14 protein-coding genes are annotated in these 22,866 nt (G+C 42.6%); 7 read left to right on the forward strand and 7 right to left on the reverse strand.

Translation table 11 applies throughout. The features are described from left to right. Positions 1 to 37: 37 nt before the first annotated feature. The gene (locus BLW16_RS20045; protein ID WP_090559747.1) at positions 38 to 865 is read right to left on the reverse strand and encodes a response regulator transcription factor; all 828 of its coding nucleotides are present in this window, start codon (positions 863 to 865) and stop codon (positions 38 to 40) included. Further along, positions 813 to 4,034 (reverse strand): ligand-binding sensor domain-containing protein, encoded by a 3,222-nt coding sequence (locus BLW16_RS20050; RefSeq protein ID WP_139298366.1) that lies wholly within the window; start codon positions 4,032 to 4,034, stop codon positions 813 to 815. The genes BLW16_RS20045 and BLW16_RS20050 overlap by 53 nt, the downstream gene beginning before the upstream one ends. 228 nt (positions 4,035 to 4,262) lie before the next feature. Here BLW16_RS20050 and BLW16_RS23555 point away from each other — a divergent pair, with 228 nt between their 5' ends. The 5 genes from BLW16_RS23555 (at position 4,263) to BLW16_RS20070 (ending at position 12,710) form a co-directional block, all read left to right on the forward strand. Further along, positions 4,263 to 4,520 carry a carboxypeptidase-like regulatory domain-containing protein gene (locus BLW16_RS23555; RefSeq protein WP_217631606.1) on the forward strand — a complete coding sequence of 86 codons (258 nt, stop codon included), beginning with the start codon at positions 4,263 to 4,265 and terminating at the stop codon, positions 4,518 to 4,520. A gap of 17 nt (positions 4,521 to 4,537) precedes the next feature. Then, a complete protein-coding gene (locus BLW16_RS20055; RefSeq protein WP_245735398.1) occupies positions 4,538 to 7,465 on the forward strand; it encodes a SusC/RagA family TonB-linked outer membrane protein in 2,928 nt (975 codons plus the stop codon). Between the two features lie 23 nt (positions 7,466 to 7,488). Further along, on the forward strand, positions 7,489 to 9,423 hold the full coding sequence (locus BLW16_RS20060) for a RagB/SusD family nutrient uptake outer membrane protein (protein ID WP_090559669.1): 1,935 nt from the start codon (positions 7,489 to 7,491) through the stop codon (positions 9,421 to 9,423). Between the two features lie 21 nt (positions 9,424 to 9,444). Next, positions 9,445 to 10,149, forward strand: a complete 705-nt coding sequence (locus BLW16_RS20065) for a DUF3823 domain-containing protein (RefSeq protein ID WP_090559670.1) — start codon at positions 9,445 to 9,447, stop codon at positions 10,147 to 10,149. Between the two features lie 113 nt (positions 10,150 to 10,262). Next, positions 10,263 to 12,710, forward strand: coding sequence for a glutaminase family protein (locus tag BLW16_RS20070; RefSeq protein ID WP_090559671.1), 2,448 nt, complete (start codon positions 10,263 to 10,265; stop codon positions 12,708 to 12,710). 10 nt (positions 12,711 to 12,720) lie between these two features. On the opposite strand, the gene BLW16_RS20075 is transcribed toward BLW16_RS20070, so the two are convergent. The 3 genes from BLW16_RS20075 to BLW16_RS20085 are packed head-to-tail and all read right to left on the reverse strand — an operon-like array spanning position 12,721 to position 16,937. Next, positions 12,721 to 14,958 carry a PAS domain S-box protein gene (locus BLW16_RS20075; protein ID WP_090559672.1) on the reverse strand — a complete coding sequence of 746 codons (2,238 nt, stop codon included), beginning with the start codon at positions 14,956 to 14,958 and terminating at the stop codon, positions 12,721 to 12,723. Positions 14,959 to 14,967: 9 nt separating this feature from the next. Next, complete coding sequence (locus tag BLW16_RS20080; RefSeq protein ID WP_217631607.1) at positions 14,968 to 15,426, reverse strand: response regulator; 459 nt, start codon at positions 15,424 to 15,426, stop codon at positions 14,968 to 14,970. 2 nt (positions 15,427 to 15,428) lie between these two features. Next, on the reverse strand, positions 15,429 to 16,937 hold the full coding sequence (locus BLW16_RS20085; RefSeq protein WP_217631608.1) for a sensor histidine kinase: 1,509 nt from the start codon (positions 16,935 to 16,937) through the stop codon (positions 15,429 to 15,431). A gap of 758 nt (positions 16,938 to 17,695) precedes the next feature. Between BLW16_RS20085 and BLW16_RS20090 the strand changes: the two genes are divergently transcribed. Next, a complete protein-coding gene (locus BLW16_RS20090; protein WP_090559673.1) occupies positions 17,696 to 18,028 on the forward strand; it encodes an Ig-like domain-containing protein in 333 nt (110 codons plus the stop codon). A gap of 349 nt (positions 18,029 to 18,377) precedes the next feature. Further along, positions 18,378 to 18,644 carry a hypothetical protein gene (locus tag BLW16_RS20095; protein WP_139298367.1) on the forward strand — a complete coding sequence of 89 codons (267 nt, stop codon included), beginning with the start codon at positions 18,378 to 18,380 and terminating at the stop codon, positions 18,642 to 18,644. A gap of 170 nt (positions 18,645 to 18,814) precedes the next feature. Here the strand turns inward: BLW16_RS20095 and BLW16_RS20100 are convergent, their stop codons facing one another. Both BLW16_RS20100 and BLW16_RS20105 read right to left on the reverse strand, forming a co-directional pair. Then, positions 18,815 to 21,235, reverse strand: coding sequence for a TonB-dependent receptor (locus BLW16_RS20100; protein ID WP_090559675.1), 2,421 nt, complete (start codon positions 21,233 to 21,235; stop codon positions 18,815 to 18,817). 165 nt (positions 21,236 to 21,400) lie between these two features. Beyond that, positions 21,401 to 22,528 carry an acyltransferase family protein gene (locus BLW16_RS20105; RefSeq protein WP_090559676.1) on the reverse strand — a complete coding sequence of 376 codons (1,128 nt, stop codon included), beginning with the start codon at positions 22,526 to 22,528 and terminating at the stop codon, positions 21,401 to 21,403. Between the last annotated feature and the right edge of the window lie 338 nt (positions 22,529 to 22,866).

Genomic DNA, 22,866 nt, shown 5'->3' on the forward strand with positions numbered 1-22,866 from the left:
TTATATCTTCATTTACCTTCATAGATAAGGAATGATCTCAGGCCAGGTTTCTTTTTTCTGCCTGTTTGCTGTTGACGTAGTCTGAGGGCGACATCCCGAACTGCCTGAAAAAGTTTCTTCCAAAATTTGTTGGTGATCTGTAACCTATCATTTCCGAGATTTCGTAGATCTTTAAAATGCCATCATTGAGCAGTTGGGCTCCTTTTTTCAGCCTGGCCAGATTGATAAAATCATTAGGGCTGAGGTCTGAAATGGATTTGATCTTCCGGTAAAGCGTAGGCCTGCTGATGTTCATGTTTTCTGCCAGGTGTTCTACATCCAGATCCGGGTTATCCAGATGTCTGTGGATAGTTTCCTGCAGCTTCCCTAAAAACAATTCATCCGCTTTAGAGTAGCCCATACTCTTGATATGGATCAGCGGTGAACTGCCAAAATATGCCCTGATCTTGTTCCTGTTTTTGATCAGCGAGGAGATCTGCACCTGCAGAAATTCAGGTGAGAATGGTTTCTCTACATACACATCAGCACCAAGTTCCAGTCCCTCTATTTTGGATTGCAGGCTGTTTTTCGCAATCAGCAAAATCACGGGGATATGGCTGAACTCCAGGTCTGATTTGATCTTTTCGCAAAGTTCAAACCCATTCATCTCCGGCATGATTACATCGCTGACCACCAGTTGTATATTTTCCTGCCGCAGGTGTTCGAGGGCCTCTATACCATTTCTGGCCACCAGGACCTGGTATGTATCTGACAAGTCATCGGCAATAAATTCCAGGATGTCCTCCTGATCGTCTACCAGCAGAATTACAGGTTTAAGATCTTCGCTGGTCTTTAAAGGATTTTCCAGGTTCATATTTTTTTCCATTTCCATTTAAGTTAAACTCTATCAGTTGGTGTACAGGAAGCTGAAGTATAAAAATATTCAGGCTGCCCTGATGCTTTTCCATACGCAAGCTTCCCCGGTGCAGTTCTGACAGTGACCTCGAGATTGACAGGCCAATTCCTGTACCGAGCCTTATTTCTGCCTCCTTTACCCTGTAAAAGGGTTCGAATATTTTTTCTGAAAGCTCTTCAGGGATCCGCTTTCCATCACTCATTACCCGTACAGTAAATGTATCATCTGCAAATTTATCTGTGTCTGCAGCCGCAGAAAGCGTAACAGTTACTGTTGTTTTTCCATATTTAAAAGCATTGTCCATCAGGTTGCTGATGATCTTGTGAAAGGCTTCAGCATCAACATAGGCGTAAAGAGGCTCCCGGGGCAAATGCATGTGGCAGCTAATATTTTTTCGCTCTGCTGCATCCTGAAAGTTGAGTGCAATTTCCCTGAGTATCTCTGTAATATTTGCTTTTACGAAATTCAGGGAGAAGCCGCTGATCTCAGTTTTTCTAAAATCGAGCAGCTGGTTGGTGAGCGTAAAAAGGCGCTCCGTATTCCGGTCCATTATTTTAAGGTTCTTTTCTATCGCAGGAATTTCCTTTGCCTGTTTGACCAGTTTTTCCATCGGGCCTTTGATCAGCGTAAGCGGTGTACGGATTTCATGGGCCACGTTGGTAAAGAACTCTATTTTGGCCTGATAGATCTCCTTTTCTTTCTCATTTTCAAATAGCTCCATCCGGCGCTGGTTTTTGCGTTCCAGAAGTTTATGGTAACGGATAAAGAAGTAACTGATCACTCCGGCTATCAGGAGCGAGTACAGGATATAAGCGAATACACTTCTCCAGAATGGAGGAAGCACGCGGATGAAAAGTTTTACATTTTTCTGGCTCCATTTATTGCTGCCATTGATCAGCGCTTTAACTTCGAATACGTAGTCTCCGGGTGCAAGTTTTGTAAAATATACCTTGCGGTTGGTTTTAAGATATTCCCAATCCCTGTACAATCCCTTCATCCGGTAGGCATAGGCAGTCATTTCGGGCGAGAAATAACTCAGCGCTGCAAAACTCAGGCTGAAGGAAGACTGGTTATGCTTCAGGATAATGGTATCTGTATAAAGTACAGACCTTTTTAAAACCTGGCTGTCCCTGTCCGGTGGGTTTTCATTGTTGTCGAGCTCAAATCCTGTGATACTCATGGGAGCGGCATAGGTGCTGGTATAAAGCTGTGAAGGCTGGAAACTGATCAGCCCCTTTACACTGCCAAAGTATAAACGGCCGTCAGTGTCTTTATACGAAGAATTGTAATTAAACTGATCGGTCAATAATCCATTGGACCTGGAATATATGGTAATATTATCATTGGACGGGTTAAAACGGATCAGGCCCTTTGTACTGCTGATCCATAATTGATGATCACTGTCCTCCTCCATCCTGAAGATAAAATTACCTGGCAAACCATTGTGGACAGTGTAGCGCTTAAAGGTGGCGGTTTTCTGTTCGTATTTGCAGAGCCCGCCACCATCGGTAGCTATCCAGATTTGCTTCCGGCTGTCCTCAAAGATGTTGTTCACCGTGTTATGGCTTAAGCTCTGCGGATCCTTTTCCTTATACCTGAAATTCGTAAAACCTTTCTCATTTAAACGGAAGCGGAAGACCCCGTCATTAAAGCTCCCGAGCCAGATATTGCCGCTGCTGTCTTCCCTGAGTGTACAGTAAAAGAGCACAGGTAAGTCAGGAATAGCGTCAAAATCATCGTTTTTACGGTTGTAGCGATAGATTCCCGCGATGGTGGCCACCAGAATTTCTCCTGATCGCGTTTTACAGAAGGCAACCACAAAATTTGTCCGCAGTGCGTTTCCTTTACCTGCAGTATAATGTTTGATGATCTTTCCTGTAGGGATGTCCATGATATCCAGCCCATGTTCAAAAGTGCCGATCCATAACCGGTTGCCGTCTACCAGTAAGCCATGGATGTTGGAATAGGCAATACTTTGTTTACCGCCGTCAGGAAAGAAATTGGTAAAACGCCCTGTTTTTGGATTAAATTTATTTAATCCTGAATCCTCGGTACCTATCCAGAAATTACCGTCGTTGTCTTTGCTGATTTCACGGACATCATTGCCGCTGATCGAATTGGTTTCTTTTTGAGGGAAGTATTTGGTGAATATGGAGTAACGTGCAGAATAGTAATTGATCCCTCCAAAATAAGTGCCTGCCCAGATGCCGCCTTCGTTATCACGGCATAAGGTATAAACAGCATTGTCTGACAGGGAGTAAGGGTTGCTGTATTGTTTTTGCAGCTGGGTAACTTTACCGGAACGGGTATGGTAAATATATACGCCGGATTCTGTTGCAATCCACACTTCTTCAGCAGAAAAATGCTTCATATCCCTCACAAAAATCGGGGTATGGTCCTTGTTTAAGGTGATCAGTTCCTGTAGTTTTTTTGTGCGCGGATCATATAGTTTAATTCCATAGTTAGTGGTTCCGATGACCATCCTGCCGTCCGGTGTCTCAACCATTTTGGCTATACAGCTCTGTCCATCGCTGTGCTGACTCAGCACCTGGTGCGACTCAAACTGCCGGCTGTCAGGATGGTACCGCTCAACGGTGCCCTGCATAGTGCATACCCATACGCTGCCATCAGCAACTGTACTCAGTGCCGTCGCATCAAAAGGAGCTTTGTTTTCGAATTTATAAAAGGTATGCGCTGCCTTATTATACATAAAAACCCTGAACAGGGAAATGATCCAGAGATTTCCCTGTGTATCACTGCAGATATCATTAATGCGCATTCCCCTGGTGGCTTTAATATGCGTAAAACTTTCGTTCACAGGATCATACTGGTAAACACCATTATTGGTGCCCACCCAGAGCGTGTTGTTTTTATCGGTATGCAATGCAAAAATCAGATCGTTCCCCAGGCTTTTCGGTTTTGACAGGGAGTAGCGGTATGTTTTAAATGAATAGCCGTCAAAGCGGTTCAACCCATCCTTGGTTCCAAACCACATCAATCCTCTGCTATCCTGTACACTGCAGAATACAGTGTTATTGGATAGTCCGTTCTCTACCTGGTAATGCCTAAAGTAGTGAGGTTGTGCACGTAAATAGTGTGCTGCAAACAACAAAAGAATAATAACAGTTAGTTTTTTCAATTTGGTTAGAAAATGCTGACTCAAATATAACGAAATAAGCTGCTAAATCGGTAAAGTAATTTTTAAAAGGGAAATTAAGGCGGGAATGTTCTTTCGTAAATAGAGACAAATTGAGGAAATAATGATACAAATTAGCGCACCTGAAAATTTAAAATGTCTCATATTTGACTTTTGCCGCCTGCAGTTTGTAAGGCGTTCAACAGAGATGTTAACCAAATATTAATTCCTATGAAAAGACATTTACCTCCAATTGACAGGGAGTGTACGTTTAGAGATAACAGCATCAAAGCCCGTCTCTATTTACTCTTCTTTTTTCTCTTTTTATCCGCCGCAGGTTATGCACAGCAGAACACGATCAAAGGTACCGTTACCGATGGCAAAGGTGTTACACTGATTGGCGTTAGCGTAAAAGTAAAAAATACCCAGCTGGGTGTAACTACAGATGCCAATGTAAGTTTACGCTCAATGTACCCGACAAAAATGTAACACTGCAGTTTATTTATGTGGGCTTTAACACCCAGGAAGTAGCCCTTGCGGGCCGCTCCTCAGTGACGGTGCAGCTGAATGAGGGAAATGAAAACCTGCAGGAAGTTGTAGTGACCGGCTATGGATCGCAGAAACGCGAATCGATTACGGGTTCAATTGCATCTGTGACCAGTAAGGATATCGAACGGGTACATGGCGGTGCTACCGTAAGTACTGCACTGGCAGGAAAACTGCCGGGAGTAACCTTCAGGATGTCTGACGGCAGGCCCGGGGCAAGCGCTAACATCCAGATCCGTAACATGGGCAGCCCCCTGTATGTGATTGACGGGATCCAACAGGATGCCATGCAGTTCAATAATATCTCTCCGAATGATATAGAAAGTATCAGCGTGCTCAAGGACGCTTCGGCCGCAATTTACGGGGTACGGGCAGCCAATGGTGTGGTCGTGGTCACTACCAAAAAAGGCAAGGAAGGTGTCAGTGTGGTCAATGTCGATGCTTACCTGGGTTTCCAGAACTGGACCAGGTTTCCCGACGTGCTTACCAGTTCATACGATTATATGCGTTATAAAGCGGAAGCCGAAATCAACAGTAACGGAAGTACGAGTATCACACCCGCCGAACTGGCTAAATACCAGGCCGGTACCGATCCTGCCTACCGCAGTTTCAACTGGCGCGACTATGTCCTGAAAAGCAACAACAACGCCCCTCAGAATTCTGTAAACGTAAACTTTACGGGTGGTACCGATAAAATGAGTTATTATGTATCGGCCACCAACCTGTACCAGAATTCTGTATTGGGTAAAGAATACGAATTCAAACGCAGTAACATTCAATCCAATGTGAGCGCCACAGTAGCCAACGGGCTGAAAGTAGGCGTTAATATCAACGGGCGGATTGAAACCCGTGAAAATCCGGGTGTGCCAGGAACGGATGATTATTTTCTTGCACGTTATGCCGTGCTGAGAAATACCCCGGTGGAAAGGCCATATGCAAATGATAATCCGTTATACCTGAATGATATCGGCCATACGGAATCCAACTATGCCTTTTTGAATGAGAAACTTTCCGGAGTATACCACAGCGACTGGCGCGTATTACAAACCAATTTCAACGCAGAGTACCAGATTCCAGGTGTAAAAGGACTGAGCTTAAAAGGAGTGTATTCCTATTATTATGCAGATTATCTGCTCAATAACCATGAGTATACTTATAATACCTATACCTACCGCCCGGCAACAGGAACTTATGATATTACAGGTGGCAGTAATAACCCTTACCGTGAGCGTGAGCAGCGAAAAGAGTTTTCTACAACCTCCCAGGCGCAGTTAAATTATACCAATACTTTTGGCAAACATAATCTGACCGCCACTTTAGTTGCAGAAAGAATTAAACTGCAGCACCTGAGAAATTATGTGCATTCCTCTCCCATCTCTAACAACCTCCCGCTGATCTATTTCCCTACGGTGGATACCTATAACGACACCGATGATACGGAAACGCGGATCGGTTATATCAGCAGGATCAACTACAATTATTCCAGCAAATATTATCTGGAGCTTTCGGCAAGAAGGGATGCCTCCTACTTATTTGCACCAGACAACCGGGTGGGTTACTTTCCTGGCGTGTCAGTGGGATGGAGAATTACAGAAGAAAGCTGGATGAAAAACCTGCTCGGTGACAGCAAGATCCTGAACGACCTGAAATTCAGGGCATCATATGGTGTACTGGGTGACGACAGGGACCCGAATGACCCTACCAAGTCTATCGTTGCAGCTTATGCCTACCTGCCGGGATATAATTACAACCAGGGTACAGCGATATTGGATGGAAACCCTGTGGTGGTATCAAGGGATAAGGGAGTGCCTATTGACAGGATCTCCTGGCTGAAAAGCAAAACCACAGATATCGGGGCCGACTTTAGTATGCTGAACAACAGGCTGACCGGTACAGTCGACTATTTCTACAGAAAACGCACCGGTCTGCTGGGGCAGCGGACAGATCTTATTGTACCGATAGAGATCGGCTATACTTTGCCACAGGAAAATGTAAACAGTGATGCCCAGTACGGACAGGAGATCTCCCTGAATTATGCCAATAAAATTGGCGAAGTAAGCTTTAATGTGGGAGGAAATTTCTCTTATACCCGCGCTAAAAACCTCAAATCATACAATCCTTTGTTCTTTAACTCATGGGACCAGTACCGTAACGCTACCGATAACAGGTATACGAATATCGACTGGGGATACGAGGTGATCGGACAGTTCAGTTCGCAGGAGCAGATCAACAACTATACGATCAACAATGACGGCAAGGGAAACCGTTCCCTTCTGCCCGGAGATTTGATGTATAAGGACCAGAACGGCGATGGAAAGATCGACCAGTATGATGAACGCCCGGTAGGTTTCGGTTATGGCAAACAACCAAACATCAACTATGGATTTACGCTGGGGGCTTCTTATAAATCCTTTGACTTTCATGCCGACTTTTCGGGTGGCGCAGGTTATACCTGGTCACAGAACTATGAAACACGCTGGGCCTTCCAGAACAACGGTAACCTGAACACTATTTTTGAAGACCGCTGGCACCATGCAGACCCATATGACGTGAACAGCGAATGGATCCCCGGTAAATATCCGGCCAACCGGAACAATCCGGGAACCAGCCACAGTGATTACTCGCTCAACGGACAGGGGAACTCCACATTCTGGCTGCATAGCGTAAAATATCTGCGTGCAAGGACCATTGAGGTTGGGTATTCACTGCCTACAGCCATGCTGAGCAGGATCAAAGTGAAAAAAGCGAGGGTTTACCTGAACGGATATAACCTCTTCTCTATTGATAACCTGAAACAATACAACCTTGATCCGGAAGTTACAGACGATAATGGTCTGCAGTTTCCGCAAAACAAAGTAATTAACGTAGGTCTTAATTTAACATTTTAACTAAGGCACCAATCCTAAATCCGATGAATAAATTATATATACTTACCCTGTTTGCCGCCCTGCTGGTGACAGGATCATGCAAAAAAGACAGTGATTTTTTAGATGTTCCACCCAAACAGGTAATACCTGAAGAGGTGGCGTTTTCAGACCCTGCACTGGTACTTTCTGTACTGGGCGACCTGTACAACAGGCAGCGTGATTTCTCCAGCCTTGACGGTTTGGAAGAAGAAAAACCCTATATTACCCCTGCAGAACCTGGATGGCGCACTTTTGCCGATTTCAATGAGGCCTTTCCTTCTGAAGCCGGCAGTTATTTTATCGTACAGCGGAGCGGATGGGGCTACGGAGAATGGGCAATCTGGAATTACGGTTATATCCGTGACCTGAATTTGTTTATTGAGCGTGCCACTGCAGCAACAAAATTGCTGGATGCCGATAAAACAAGGTTTATAGCCGAAGCACGTTTTCTGCGCGCCAACTACTATTTTGAACTGGTAAAAAGAATGGGCGGCGTACCGCTGATTACCAATTCACAACAATATGACTATAGTGGTAATGTCACCAATTTACAGGTAGCACGGTCTAAGGAATCGGAAATTTATGATTTCGTGATTGCTGAGGCTGAAGCCGTAAAGGGGATGCTGCCTGCTGATGCCAGCCAGAAATCACGCGCTACAAAAGGGGCTGCACTGGCCATGGAAGCGCGCGCAGCATTGTACGCAGGTTCTATCGCAAAATATGGGGCAAGTACACCGCAGGTGGCTTTACCGGGTAATGAAGTGGGAATTCCCTCAGGAATGGCCCCGGCTTATTATACCAAAGCTTTAACTGCGGCTGAAGAAATCATCAATGGCAGTGCCGGAGGTTATCAGCTATATAAAATACTGCCAGACCTTGCAGATAATTTTGCTTCAATATTCCTTGATAAAAGCAGTGTGAACCAGGAATCTATCTTCGTAGAAGATTTTAAGGTGAACAGCGGCAAAGTACATGGCTTTACCACAAACAACCAGCCTTTCTCTATCTCGGATGAAGGTCTGGACGCCGGACGTTTAAATCCATCGCTCAACCTTGTAGAATCATTTGAGAAACTGGATAATACCTATGCACCTATTGCTACAAAAGACGGCGCAGGCAACCCGATCTATTATGCCGACCAGCTGGATATCTTTGCAGGAAGGGATGCGCGTTTAGCCGGAACAGTATTGCTGCCGAACGGATTGTTTAAAGGCAAACATGTGGATATCTGGGCCGGATACCAGCTTGCCGACGGCAGCATCCTTACCAGTGATGATGCCAGCAGGCTAAAGCCATTGCCGGGTACAAATGTAGATGTGCAGGTGGTAGGTAAAGACGGACCGATAAATGGCCAGGAATTCAGGACACAAAGTGGTTTCTATATCCGCAAATATTTGGATCCGGCGGTAGGCTCCGGCAGAAGGGGACGCCAGAGTGATGTTGCTTTTATCCGTTACCGCTATGCTGAAGTTTTATTAAATGCCGCTGAGGCTGCCTTTGAATTGGGAAGAACCGGTACTGCACTCGGTTATATCAACCAGGTACGTGCGCGCGCAGGTTTAACCACACCGCTGACGGTGCTGACTTTTGACAGGATTGTACATGAGAGAAGAGTAGAACTTGTTTTTGAAGGGCATACCCTGTACGATATGAAAAGATGGCGCCTGGCGCATTTGGTATGGGATGGCGCATCAATGACAGTTAGCCAGCTGCAAACCAATATCGGCTCTGCCACCAAACGCAATACACAGCCTTTCGGTTTATGGCCTTATAAATACTACAATCCTGCCAGTCCGGATAATGGCAAATGGCTGTTCAAAGAAGTATTACCAGCTGCCGTAACGGGTGCCAGCAGGTTCCAGTTCGGAAACTATTATTCTACGATCAATAACGAAGTATTATCTGCCAATCCGAAAATTGTAAAACAACCCAATCAATAAGTTATCTCTAAATCAGCAATCATGAACAAGCTCAAGATTCACTATATATTCCTGCTGGCACTCCTTACCGGTGTGTCGGCCTGTAAGAAAGACAATTATGAAGCACCCTCCTCTACCCTTAACGGACACATCGTTTACAAGGGTGAAGAGATCGGCCTGGAATATAACCAGGTTCCGGTTGAACTGTACCAGCCGGGATTTGGAAAGGTAGGTGCCATTGCAGGAACCTTTGCCCAGGATGGTGCCTATTCCACCTTACTGTTTGACGGTAACTACAAGCTGATTATTCCTAACGGCCAGGGCCCTTTTCAATGGAGGCAGAATGCGGCCGGTGGCAGGGATACACTGTCAGTAACAGTAAAGGGCAACCAGACGCTCGATCTGGAAGCCGTGCCTTATTTCCTGATCAGGAATGCCGTATACACGGTTAACGCAAGATCAGTATCAGCAACTTTCAGGGCCGATCAGATCATTACCGATGCCAGTGCCAAAACTATAGAAAGAATTAACCTGTATATCAACAAAACCCAGTTTGTATCCGCAGCTGATAATATCGCAGCGGCAGAGATTGCAGCAGCTGCAATCACCAATCCCGCAATGATCAACCTGAGTGCTACTGTTCCTGCCATTACGCCAACGCAAAATTATGTTTTCGTCAGGATAGGTTTAAAGATAGCCGGGGTTGAAGATATGATCTTTTCACCACTGCAAAAGATAACTTTATAGTGAAAACTGCCATTTAAAATTGTCGGCACGGTATGCTGCATGCTTAAATGGCAGTTTCGCAAGATCAATATCAATCAGTTCAGTACGCAATACATTTACTTTAACTACATCAAATGAAACGATTATTCCTGTCCCTAAGCCTGGCTGTGTTAGTACTTAACGCATCTGCTCAGGAACGCAAAGCCCCAGCCTACCCTTTGATTACGCACGATCCCTATTTTAGCGTCTGGTCATTTAGCGACGATTTAAATGCCTCTCCTACCAGGCATTGGACGGGTGCTAACCAGTCTTTGTCGGGCCTGCTTAAAGTAGATGGCAAGATATACCGTTTTCTGGGCAACCTGGAAGAAAATTTCGGTACCGTGCTGCCTGCCTCAGATGAAAAAGCATATACTGTAAAATATACTACTAATGCACCTGCAGCAGGCTGGGAAAAAGCTGGTTTTGCTGATGCCGCATGGAAGAGCGGGACAGCACCATTTGGCGACGGACAGGCTGCCACACAATGGAAAACCAGCGACTTATGGACCAGGAGAACCTTTAACCTAACCACAACGGACTTTAATAACCTGAAACTGAAGATCATGCATGACGATGATACTGAAGTTTATCTGAATGGTGAAAAGATCTACTCCTGTACCTGTTTTAACGGTAAATTCATCAATGTGCCAGTAGACAATAAGATCCTGCGCAAGGGGCAGAACATACTGGCCATACACGTAAAAAATAACGTGGGCGGCCAATGGCTGGATGCAGGTTTGATTTACGAAAAGCCGGTTACGGCAACACAAAATGTACTGAGCGCAAAACAGTCAGACGTAAAACTGAATGCCACACAAACGAACTACAGTTTTGATTGCGGCAATGTGAACCTGGATGTCTCCTTTACCTCTCCCCTGTTAATGAACAATCTTGATCTGCTGGCCCGCCCGGTTTCTTATGTTTCCTTTAAACTGAAAGCTAAGGACGGTAAACCACATGTAGCAGAGGTATATTTTGGCGCTTCTACAGCCCTGGCCGTTAATACCCCCTTTCAGGAAGTTAAAGCCAGTGCTGAGCAGCATGGAGGCCTGTCTATTTTAAAAGCAGGGACCACGGAACAGCCTTTACTGAAAAAGAAGGGCGATGACGTCCGTATCGACTGGGGTTATATCTATATTGCAGCTCCTCAAAAAACAGGAGCACATCAGTATGTCAGTTCAGCAGCTACTGCTTTAAGTTCATTTGTATCCGGTAAGCCTGAAAAATCTCCGGTTACAACAGGTAAAAAATTGATCTTATCAACGGTTATGCCTTTTAACCTGAGCGCTGGTGCCAGCGTAGAACAACACCTGATGATCGGTTATGACGACGTATATTCGGTTCAGTATTTTGGTAAAGACCTTCGTCCATGGTGGAACAATAAAAACGATCAGACCATCGAAAAACAATTGGTGCTGGCAGAAACTGAATATACAGATGTACTGGCCAAATGTGCGGCTTTTAACCAGGCTTACTATGCAGCAAATTTAAAGGCAGGCGGAGAAAAATATGCTAAACTGTCCGACTTATCTTACCGCCAGGCGATATCGGCCCATAAACTGGTAAAAAGTCCTGAAGGCGAACTGCTCTTCCTGTCAAAAGAGAACTTTAGCAATGGATCTATCAACACAGTTGACGTTACTTATCCTTCCGCACCACTGTTCCTGGTTTACAATCCTGACCTCTTAAAAGGAATGCTGAACGGTATCTTCTATTACAGTGAAAGTGGCAGATGGAAAAAACCATTTGCAGCACATGATTTAGGTACTTATCCTTTAGCTAACGGACAGACCTATGGAGAAGATATGCCGGTAGAGGAATCCGGAAATATGATTATCCTTACTGCTGCAATCGCTAAAGCGGAAGGCAATGCTGATTATGCAAAAAAACACTGGGCTACGTTAACCACCTGGGCAGAATACCTGAGTAAAGAAGGTTTTGACCCGGCAAACCAGTTGTGTACGGATGACTTTGCTGGCCATCTGGCACGTAATGCCAATTTATCCGTAAAAGCTATTGTTGCGCTAGGCGCTTATGCTATGCTGGCGGAGGATACAGGAAAGCCTGATGTAGCTGCCAAATATAAAAGTATGGCGAGGGAAATGGCGCAAAAATGGATGGTCATGGCTGATGATGGAGACCACTATACACTTACCTTCGATAGTAAAGGCACCTGGAGCCAAAAATATAACCTGGTGTGGGACAAAGTACTTAAACTCGGAATTTTCCCTGAAGCGGTTTATAAGAAAGAGATTAATTATTACCTGAAAAAACAGAATACCTTCGGATTGCCACTGGACAGCCGTAAAACTTATACAAAATCTGACTGGATCATGTGGACCGCTACGCTGGCCGATAACCAAGCAGACTTTGAGCAGTTTATTGCCCCTATTTACAAATTTGCTGTGGAAAGCCCAACACGCGTTCCATTGAGCGACTGGCATGAGACTACTGATGGTAAACAGGTGGGCTTCCAGGCAAGGAGCGTTGTGGGTGGTTATGCCATCAAATTACTTGATGACCATTTAAACCATAAATAAAAGTAATTCCTTATGTATTCGCTGGAAGATCCAGTTTCAATTCCAGTCTGAACTGCGTGCCATGGTCTACTTTGCTATCTACCGATATTGTTCCACCTAGTGTTTCTATCTGTGTTTTTACCATAAATAGTCCCATGCCCTTACCTTCCACATGGCTATGGAATCGCTTATACAATCCAAATACCTGGCCTTTGTTCTTCACCAGGTCAATACCAATGCCATTGTCTGTAAAGATCAGGATGAATTTGTCTCCTGATCTTTCACTTTTAATTTCAATGATCGGATCAAGAGCAGGCTGACGGTATTTTATGCTGTTTGAAATCAGGTTATAAAATATATTGTGCATGAAACTTTTTAAAATCCAAAGTTCGTCCCCGGCACTAAAGTCGATGATAAACTTAACTTTCTGTTCTCTGATCAGGTTTGGCATGTAGGTTAAAACCTCTTCCAGCAATCTGGACAGAATGACGCTCTCCTTATTTTCTATAAATTCGTGTTTAACCTGGAGAATACTATGCAAATCTATGATGACGGTATCCAACTTTTTTGTAGAGGCTATCAGGTAATCCATTGTCAGGTTGTTTTCTCCTTTAACAGCCAGGTTTCGTCTTAATTCCTCGGCCAGACCAATGATATTCGCGACGGGAGCCCTGAGATTATGCGATATGATATATGAAAATTGTTCCAGATCATTGTTACGCTTTAATATATCAGACACCATTTTTGCCCGTTCCATCTCACCAAACTTGCGCTCTGTGATATCTTTAAAAAAAATTGACAAACCTTTAACTGATGGATATATGGTAACATCAAGCCAGCACTTCAGGCTTTCCACAAACCACTCAAAATTTTGTACTTTGCTTTCCTTAGCTGCCTCAAGCATATTCAGGTAGCTTAAGGTATCTACGGCCTCATGATATAGATCCCAAATATTCCTGCCAATCACTTCTTCTCTTCTCTTCTGAAGAATGTTCTCCGCTTCTTTGTTCCAGTAAGTAATCATCCAATTTACATCAAGCGTGAAAAAACCATCACCAATACTTTCGAGGATCATATTTTTCTCTTCAGCTACTTTCAGCAGTTCGAGCTCAGCCCGTTTTCGAATGTCTATATCCTGGAAACTCCCTCTTACTTTAACACATTTACCATTGATGATATCGGGCTCACTGATGATCCGTACCCAGCATTCATTGCCTTTGGCTGTAATGATCTGAAGTTCCAGATCCAGCGTCTTTCCAGTCGTAATCGTTATATTCAGTTGATTGTTTATCGTTTCTCTATTGAGTCCCTCCTTGTAAAAACTGGTGGCTGATTCAACAGTTGGCCGGTAGCTGTCCTCCACCTCATGAATTTGCCTGGTGATATTAGACCAAAAAAGTTTATCGTTTTCCAGATCGAGCTCATAACTCCCAATGCGGGCAAGACTATTTGCTTTATCCAATAAAACTTCCAGTGCTTTTTTTTCCTCTTCGGCTTTTATCTTTTTAGTATTGTCTCTGTAATTGATCACCAGGGCATTTACATTTTTATCATGTAAGAGGTTGATAATGGTTCCGTCGGTATAAATATAACCGAGGTTTTTTTGAAGGAACCTGAATTTATTGGGGATGGCAATTCCTGGTAACTGCAGCACCTGTTCAAAAAACAGGTGATAATCTTCCAAATCATCCGGGTGTATAAAATCTAATAACTTTTTACCCATTAAATCCGTAAAATCGAATCCTGTAAGCCTCTCAACGGCCGGACTTTGATAGGTAAATTCCACCTGTTCATTGATAACAATAATAGCATCGTCACTATTCTCTATCAAAGCGCGAAATAGCGTTTCATTTTTGACCAGGTCATCCTGGATACTTTGATGATCCTTCAGGAGCTGAAATTTTTCTAAAGCATTAGCTAACGCAGTGGGTAATCTCTCCAGTCTGTCTTTTAAAATATAATCGTCCGCTCCCCTTTTAATCACATCAACAGCAAACTCTTCAGAAATTGTGGCAGTGATCAGGATAAATGGTATGTTTAACCCCATTGTCTTAAAGATAGATAGGGCTTCGTGAGAATTAAACGAAGGTAGAGAATGGTCAGAGAGAATGATGTCCGGAACAAATTCAGTTAAAGCTTTGATAAAGTTTTCTCTGTTGTCTACTACCAGTCTCTCAAAGTCGAACTTTGCTTTTTTCAAAGTCCTGTTCACCAGTTCGGCATCACTGCGCAGATCTTCAAGATGTAAGATTCTCAATTTAGTATTCATCCCCTCAAATTAGAATTCCGGTGAATTGTTAATTGCAAGCCAGTAAAATCCCAGATCTGCAATAGTTTTGGAGAAGTTCTCAAATCCCACCGGTTTTACTACGTAACTATTTGCCCCCAGCTGATGACTTTCCAGGATATCTTTTTCCTGCTTGGAGGAGGTCATCATCACCACGGGGATCAGTTTAGTTCTTTCATCACTCTTAATTATACGGAGAACTTCCAGTCCGCTTACTTTTGGCATTTTTATATCCAGGAATATTACTTTTGGTTTATTATCCATATCTCTTCCTTCAAATTCTCCTTTTCCGAAGATGAAATCCAGCGCCTGTGCACCGTCGATTAAATGAACCAGGTTATTAGCCAGGTTATGTTTTTTTAATGCCCTGATGGTGAGCATCGCGTCTGATTTATTGTCTTCTATCAGAAGAATCTGAATTTCTGTATGGGACATTTCTACTTCTTGCATGTTTAAATTTTAATCAATGTTGGTAAAGAAATATAAAAGCATGCCCCCTGATCCACTATACCCTCTGCCCATGCAGATCCGCTGTGCTTGTTAATGATACGCTTAATGATGGCCAGGCCAACACCAGTTCCTTCAAATTCGTTTGAGCTGTGGAGACGTTGAAAAACGCCGTATAGTTTATCGTAATATTTCATATCAAAACCTGCTCCATTATCTTTTACATAGTACACGGACTGTTTATCTTTCTTGTAGGAGCCAATTTCGATAACCGCTTCTTCTGTTTTACCGGTATATTTAAAGGCATTTGAAATCAGGTTGATGAACACTTGTTTGAGCATGTTTTTATCTCCGGTAATATTTTCCAGGGGATGGATAGTGATGCTCACCTGCCTGTCGGAGTTCTCTTTTTGCAGTCCTGTAACAATGGATTCTACCATTTCTGTAATATTGATATTCACCATAGAAAGGTTCTGCTTTCCAAAACGTGCAAATTCCAGCAGGTTGTCAATCAGTTGCCCCATTCTATTAGAGTTGCCCACAATTTCATTGAGAACATCTAGTGCATCAGGATCCAGCTGGTCCTGGTAATCTTCTACCAGAATTTGGGTAAAACCATTAATAGCGCGAAGCGGGGCTCTTAAATCGTGTGATACAGAGTAGGAGAAAGATTCCATCTCGTTATTGACAGCTTCCAGCTGCGCCGTACGTTCTTTGATTTTCTGTTCTAAACCGATGTTTAATTCTGCAATTTGATATTCTGCCTTTTTTAAATGCTCATTGGCAATAATGAGTTCGGCAGCTCTGTTTTCTTTTTCTTCATTCTGAAAAGCCAGTTCTTTATTGGCAATGATCAGTTCAGCCGCCCTGTTTTCCTTTTCTTCATTCTGGAAGGCCAGTTCTTTGTTAGCAATAATGAGTTCGGCAGCTCTGTTTTCTTTTTCTTCATTCTGAAAGGCCAGTTCCTTATTAGCGATGATCAGTTCAGCAGCCCTGTTTTCCTTTTCTTCATTTTGGAAGGCGAGTTCTTTGTTGGCGATGACCAGCTCGGCTGCCCTGTTCTCTTTTTCCTCGTTTTGAAAAATAAGCTCCTTATTGGCAATGATCAGTTCAGCAGCACGGTCTTCTTTCTCCTCAGTTTGGAAAGCCAGTTCTTTATTGGCAATGACCAGTTCAGCAGCCCTGTCTTCTTTCTCTTCAGTTTGGAAAGCCAGTTCTTTATTGGCAATAACCAGCTCAGCAGCACGGTTTCCCTTTTCTTCATTTTGGAAGGCCAGCTCCTTGTTGGCAATAACCAGTTCGTCCGCACGTTTCTTTTTCTCTTCCTTCTGGAAGGCCAGTTCTTTATTGGCTATGATCAGCTCAGCAGCACGGTCTTTTTTCTCTCCATTTTGAAAAGCTAACTCCTTATTGGCAATAACGAGTTCAGCAGCACGGTTTTCTTTTTCCTCATGCTGAAAAGCAAGTTCCTCGGTGGGAACACTGGACATATCCTTCTTTTTTGTTTTATACATCTGGATAATTTGAAAACTTTTATATTATTTATTGATATAATGAGGAGGTCTGTATGCGGTATTATAACGCCTAAAACAATTTAGATTAAGCGTTGCACTAATATATCACTTAATTAACTGCTTAACCTTACAAATAATTATTATATTTTTAGCGACGGGTTTTTACTTTCGGGCACGGTGTGTTAACGGAATTACAATATCTTTCTGTAATGAATTTTTATTCTTTCTCATGATTATGCTGTGACCCGGTCAGCATCTTTCAATGAGGCCCGTCCGTTTTTAAACGGCCTGGCAGAAGTAATTCATCATGGTAAAAGGTCTTCCGCTGACGGCTCATCCTATGATCCTAAGTCACCTGTGAACATTGGGGCTGGGAAGGGATCACAGCACTGATCGATACCAACAGTCGCATCGTTGCGGATAGCCTGGATCCTAAGCAAACCGACCGATTTAACTGGTATGCTTTAAGATTGACCCCAGGCCCATCAAAAAGTCCCGATAACGCGTCATTTAAAGCGTCCAATGGCACCAATGGTTACTATAGTTTTTGCAAATATGACAAGAAATTCAGACAATTTTTTATGTACAATTCCTTTCTGACATAGATGATATTTTAAGCTACCTGTTGATTGGTATTATTATCAGAAAAGATTATTTATAATCGTGTTCTCTGTTCTTAAATCTTATTTTATTTAAAAATACCTATAATAAAATTTGAAGTATAAAGAAATGTTTTTATTTTGTATAAAAAACCATTTATGAAAAATTGCCTCTTATTATTTATTTTACCTTTATTTTTTTTAGGCTGCTCAAAGGACGAAGCAGTAAATGGACAGAAGGTTAGCTCAATTAAATTCAAAATCGATGGGATGTCAGTCATTGTTGGAGATGAGTTTACTCTTATAATTGATCACAATCCCGCAAAATCAGCTGTACCTGCCTATAGATGGCGGTCAAGTGACAGTGCGGTTTTAAACGTTAGCCCCACTGGCGATATTATTGCATTAACTGTTGGGACGGCAGTTATTTCTGCAGTAACTTCTGACGGCCTAAAAACAGAATCAAAAATTATTGTATATCCTGTCAAATAAACACTCTCTATACGATTTCCGAATCCACCCTTTTCCTGATCAATTACCAACAAGAAATCCTTATCTGTAGGTATTGATCGAGGAAGTTTTATTAAATAATTTTGAAAGAAAATCATGAATTTTCGCTCAAAATTTATTTATCTCAGCCTCCTTCCGTTATTCTTTCTACTATCTCTTACCTGTAAAAAAGACAAAAAAAATCGACTCTGATGTAGTAACTGCACCGGCAAATAATTTTACCATCAATTCATCTGATCTCACTCCCGTTCAAACGCTGGTATTAACTTTTGATGCTGCTGTAACTTTAAATGATTCTGTTCATGTGAATCTGAATGGAACAACGATGCCGATGTTTAAAACAAATCAGGATCAGTATGCCGGGATCATTCCGGTAATTCCTGAAGGTACTTACCAGCTCAAAATAAAGTCTGTCAATTTTAAAGAGCCTTTGGCATTTAAAGTAGTACCAAATACTATTATTACGGAACCTAAAGTGATAATCGACAGCTACAGAACTGAAAACGGATCCGCACTTACGCTCAGCAATACGGCTTCTGGCACAATAGAAATTTGGGAAATCAAAAAGTTAACTGCAACCGAGATGATACTTTTCTGAAGGGTGAAGAGCGCAGCACTAATGGTGTATTATATTACGAGATTTATGAAACAACATTTAGCAGATTGGCAGAACTATAAAAATTAGCCATTGTAATACCGGTTAATCCTTCTGCTTAAAAGGCTGCATATCTTTCGATCATGCAGCCCTTCAAACAGATAGCTTTCCTTTTAAAACCTGAAAGTAACACTTCCAGCGAAGGTACGTGGCCGCATTGGCTCAAGCGTAGACCATCCTTTATAATATTCTTTATCAGTTAAGTTATCCACTTTCAGTCCAAAGGTGAACTGACCGGTTCCGTAAGAGGCCGCAGCATTCAGGATCGTGTATGATGGCAAGGTGAACACACCTACCGTAGCATCATTTACAATCATGTTTTTGCCGGAATAATTACCACCGAAACCAAAGCCCAATCCTTTCACAGATCCTGTGGCGATTTTGTAACCTATCCATAAGTTAGCCAGGTCTTCAGGACCAGCACCCAGTGGCCTTCTACCCTCAGTACTTGGATCGGCATTGGTCAATTTACTTTTATTTTTAGTATAACCGGCAATGATGTTCAATCCGTCAACCGGGTTGGCCGTAATCTGCGCTTCAAAACCTTTGCTGTACTGTTCGCCACCTTGTGAGGACGTGTTAGGGCCTGTAATGAGCACAATATTGGAAACCTTAATATCGTAATAACTCAATGAACCTGATAATTTACCGTCAAACAGGTCGGCTTTAATGCCACCCTCTGTCTGGTTAGCATGTTCGGGATCAAATATGGTGATCACATTCGCTCCATTAATCTGCTGGTTAACAGGTGCTACATTTGTAAATCCGTTCATGTAGTTACCAAATACAGACAGCTGATCTTTAATCACCTGATAAACCAATCCAAATTTTGGGGAAAAAGCAGTTTGGCCAAACTTTGATGCCTGCGGAGTGCTTAAACCACCATTCTGAAAACGGTCAGCACGTAAACTTGCCATCGCCGAGAATGCCGGGGTAATGTTAATTACATCGGAAACATAGGCGCTGTAAACTTCCTGCGTGGTTCTTGTGCTTCCACCATAACCTGCAGCGGCTATCGCTGTATCTATTCTTTGTTTTGAAAGATTTTCCGCTGCATCCACCAATGGATTTACTGAACCAACGTGCGCATAGTTAGAACTGTTGTTGATTGAGGTAGAATTATAATAATCCAAACCTGCCACTATACGGTTACGGATACCGCCAATGTTAAAGTCGCCAACAAAGTTCTGCTGGATATCAGTAGTCTCTGTAGTTGAGTTCTGATCGGTGATCCATCTGTCAAAAATACCATTTCCGGATACCCCCACACGGGTATCACCCGGACCGGGAACAGTTGCCTCACCTTCAAACAGATAGCTGTAATAACCATCAGATTTTGCTGTCCCGCGGGAAACGATAGTCTGCGAGCGCCACTGGTCTGAAATTTTATAATTCATTTGTGCCTGAAGGGTAGTTACCGGGTTCTTTATGCTCAGTTCGTTCGTTGTGTACGACCTTCTGTTATTGTAACCCAGCGCAGCTAAATTCGTTGATTTCAGCGGAAGACTCCTGTTAAAGAACAGTTGGGTCGGGTTGGTTCCTTCGGATGATAAAAACTGCGCATTAAAGAGGAAGGAAACCCTGTCATTCAATTGATAGGACAATGAAGGCGCAAAAAATCTCGATTTCCTGAAACCTGCATCCTGAAAACTGTTCTCGTCATGATAAGCGGCATTCAGCCTGAACAGCACTTTATGTTCCGCATCCAATGGAGTGTTTAGATCCACGGTAACACGGTTCAGTCCGTAACTGCCTGCCGTGTAATTTGTTTCCACAGCTGTTTGATCAAAAGGCTGTTTTGTCACGGTGTTAATCAAACCGCCATAAGAAACCAGGCTACTACCGAATAAGGTTCCTGATGGTCCTTTAAGCACCTCAATACGCTCAACATTAGACACATCAAGACTTCCATTGGTTAAACCAGGCAAGCCGTTTACAAGTTTCGGCTGAACAGCAAAGCCCCTCAGGGTGAAATAACCCGCTCCATCACCTGCCCTTCCTGATGCTGACCATAATTTGTCAAGACCAGGTGCATTTTTCAATGCATCATCAAAGTTGGTTACCACCTGATCGGCCAGCAATTCTTTTGTGATTACTGAGTAAACCTGAGGATTCTCCAGGTTCTTCAGCGGCATTTTGGAAACAAAGTCGCTTTCCCTGGCAAAATATTTGTTCTTCTTGCCATGACTGATCTCTACCTCCTGCAATTGCTGATTCGAAGCCTCCAGCGTAAGGTCAACCATTACGGTACTGCCGGCAATAACGTTCACGTCGGATGATGTGGGCTTTAAGCCTATCAATCTCGCAGTAACGGTATACTGCCCTGCCGGAACATTCTTCAATGTATAATTTCCTTTGCGATCTACTGTCGTATTTGCTATCCCTTTAATCGAAATTTCAACAGCATCTGCTGAAATTCCATCGGAAGTACGAACTGTCCCGGTAATAGTACCCGATTTGTTTTGCGCAAAGGACATCATACTCATAAATATGGCTATGATAGTGATAAAATAACTTCTGTAATTTTTCTGCATGTCTATTTAGAATGATTTTAAATCACAAACATACAATAAGAAGTAATTTACTTTAGATGATCCTTTGATTGATTATGTATAATGACATTATCATGACTAATTATCACTAATTATAGCGCTTATTCCAATTTATTATCGGCAAAATTAAAACATGTGTTATTGATGTCATTTTACGTCATAAGCCACATCAGATGATTTCGGTTGAATAATGACCGGCTCCTGCGCCTTAATGACTTTTTCCGCCCTGCCAGGTTTTCCGACCAAATAGGGAAAATATTGATTACAAAGGTAGATCAGGGGTAAGAGGAACAATACCGTCATCGGCACAACGATGGCACCGATATAAGCATTGGTCATAGACTCTTCAAGGGTGATATTAAAGGCTGCCAGAACAATTTTGGTAGCAGTACTCATTACCATCAGGTGAAACGCCATGATGAACAGCGTATTGAGTGCGATATACTGGAACAATTTCACATGCCCCAGCAGGAGGTCTAAAATACGGCTTAAGGTTAAAGCAAATGCAATTCCCGCAAATGCGCCGATGAAAAACAGCTTTAAGCTCTGATAAGCATTTTCATTCATATCGGAGTGGTTGATGGATGATACATATAATAACACGGCGAATGAGCATACGCAGATGACAAACAATTTCAGTAAGGATAACTGTGTAATTGTACTGATCTTTTCTTTAAAAAGGTTTGCCGTCCCGTAGAAGATCAGCCCGATGATGGCTACATTTAATCCCCATGGCCACCTGTGATGATCATAAGTATGATCAACCCAGCACAGCACCAAAAATCCGCCTAAGGCTATGTATTTGTAGGCTCCTTTCAGCTTCCGGAATACCAGGAAGTAAATGTTCTCTAAAGTGAAGAGACAGATAATGAACCAGGAGGGAATACAGTGAATCAGCCAGTCGTCAAATCCGTTTCCATAGAATATTCCGACAAAAGGTTTGTAAAAATGAGAACTTGTGTTGAAGGTATGATCAAAATATCTGAAGAAAAACAACCATATTGCATAGGTGACAAAGTTCAATAAGAAATACGGTATCAGCAGCTGCCGTACCCTAGCATGCAGGAACTTTTTATAACCGTCAAATTTTTTGAAAGAGAATAAATACCCGGACAGAAAAAAGAATAAAGGGATATCAAAGGCAGATATAAAATCGAACCAGCCATCATTTAATGTTTGATGGGCACAGATAACAAGTACTATTCCAATAAATTTCGCGTAATCTATCCACACTACTCGTTTGATAGCTGGAAGGGCGGTTGTTGAATCTGCCATATTCAGATAAATAAATGTCTTTTCAATAAAAAATAGTTCGCAGATATATATATATTTAGTTATACAACCGCAATTCTAAAGTAATAATAATTTTTATTTTAATATATCTTTTTTTTGATCATATTATCACTCTCAGTTGTATAGCACCCCGTTCGGACAATTAATTTGGAATATAAAGGCAAAATATGTACTACACAAATAGATTTTAAACTGGTTTTACAGCCCGTAAAGCAATCAAATTGATTAATATTATATCGTAAAGGTAAAAATGAATATCTGTTATATGGTGAGCAATAATTTCCCCAATTTCGGCAATTTCAATTTATTAGTGCCTATTT

This window comes from Pedobacter hartonius (assembly GCF_900107535.1).
GTDB lineage: Bacteria > Bacteroidota > Bacteroidia > Sphingobacteriales > Sphingobacteriaceae > Pedobacter > Pedobacter hartonius.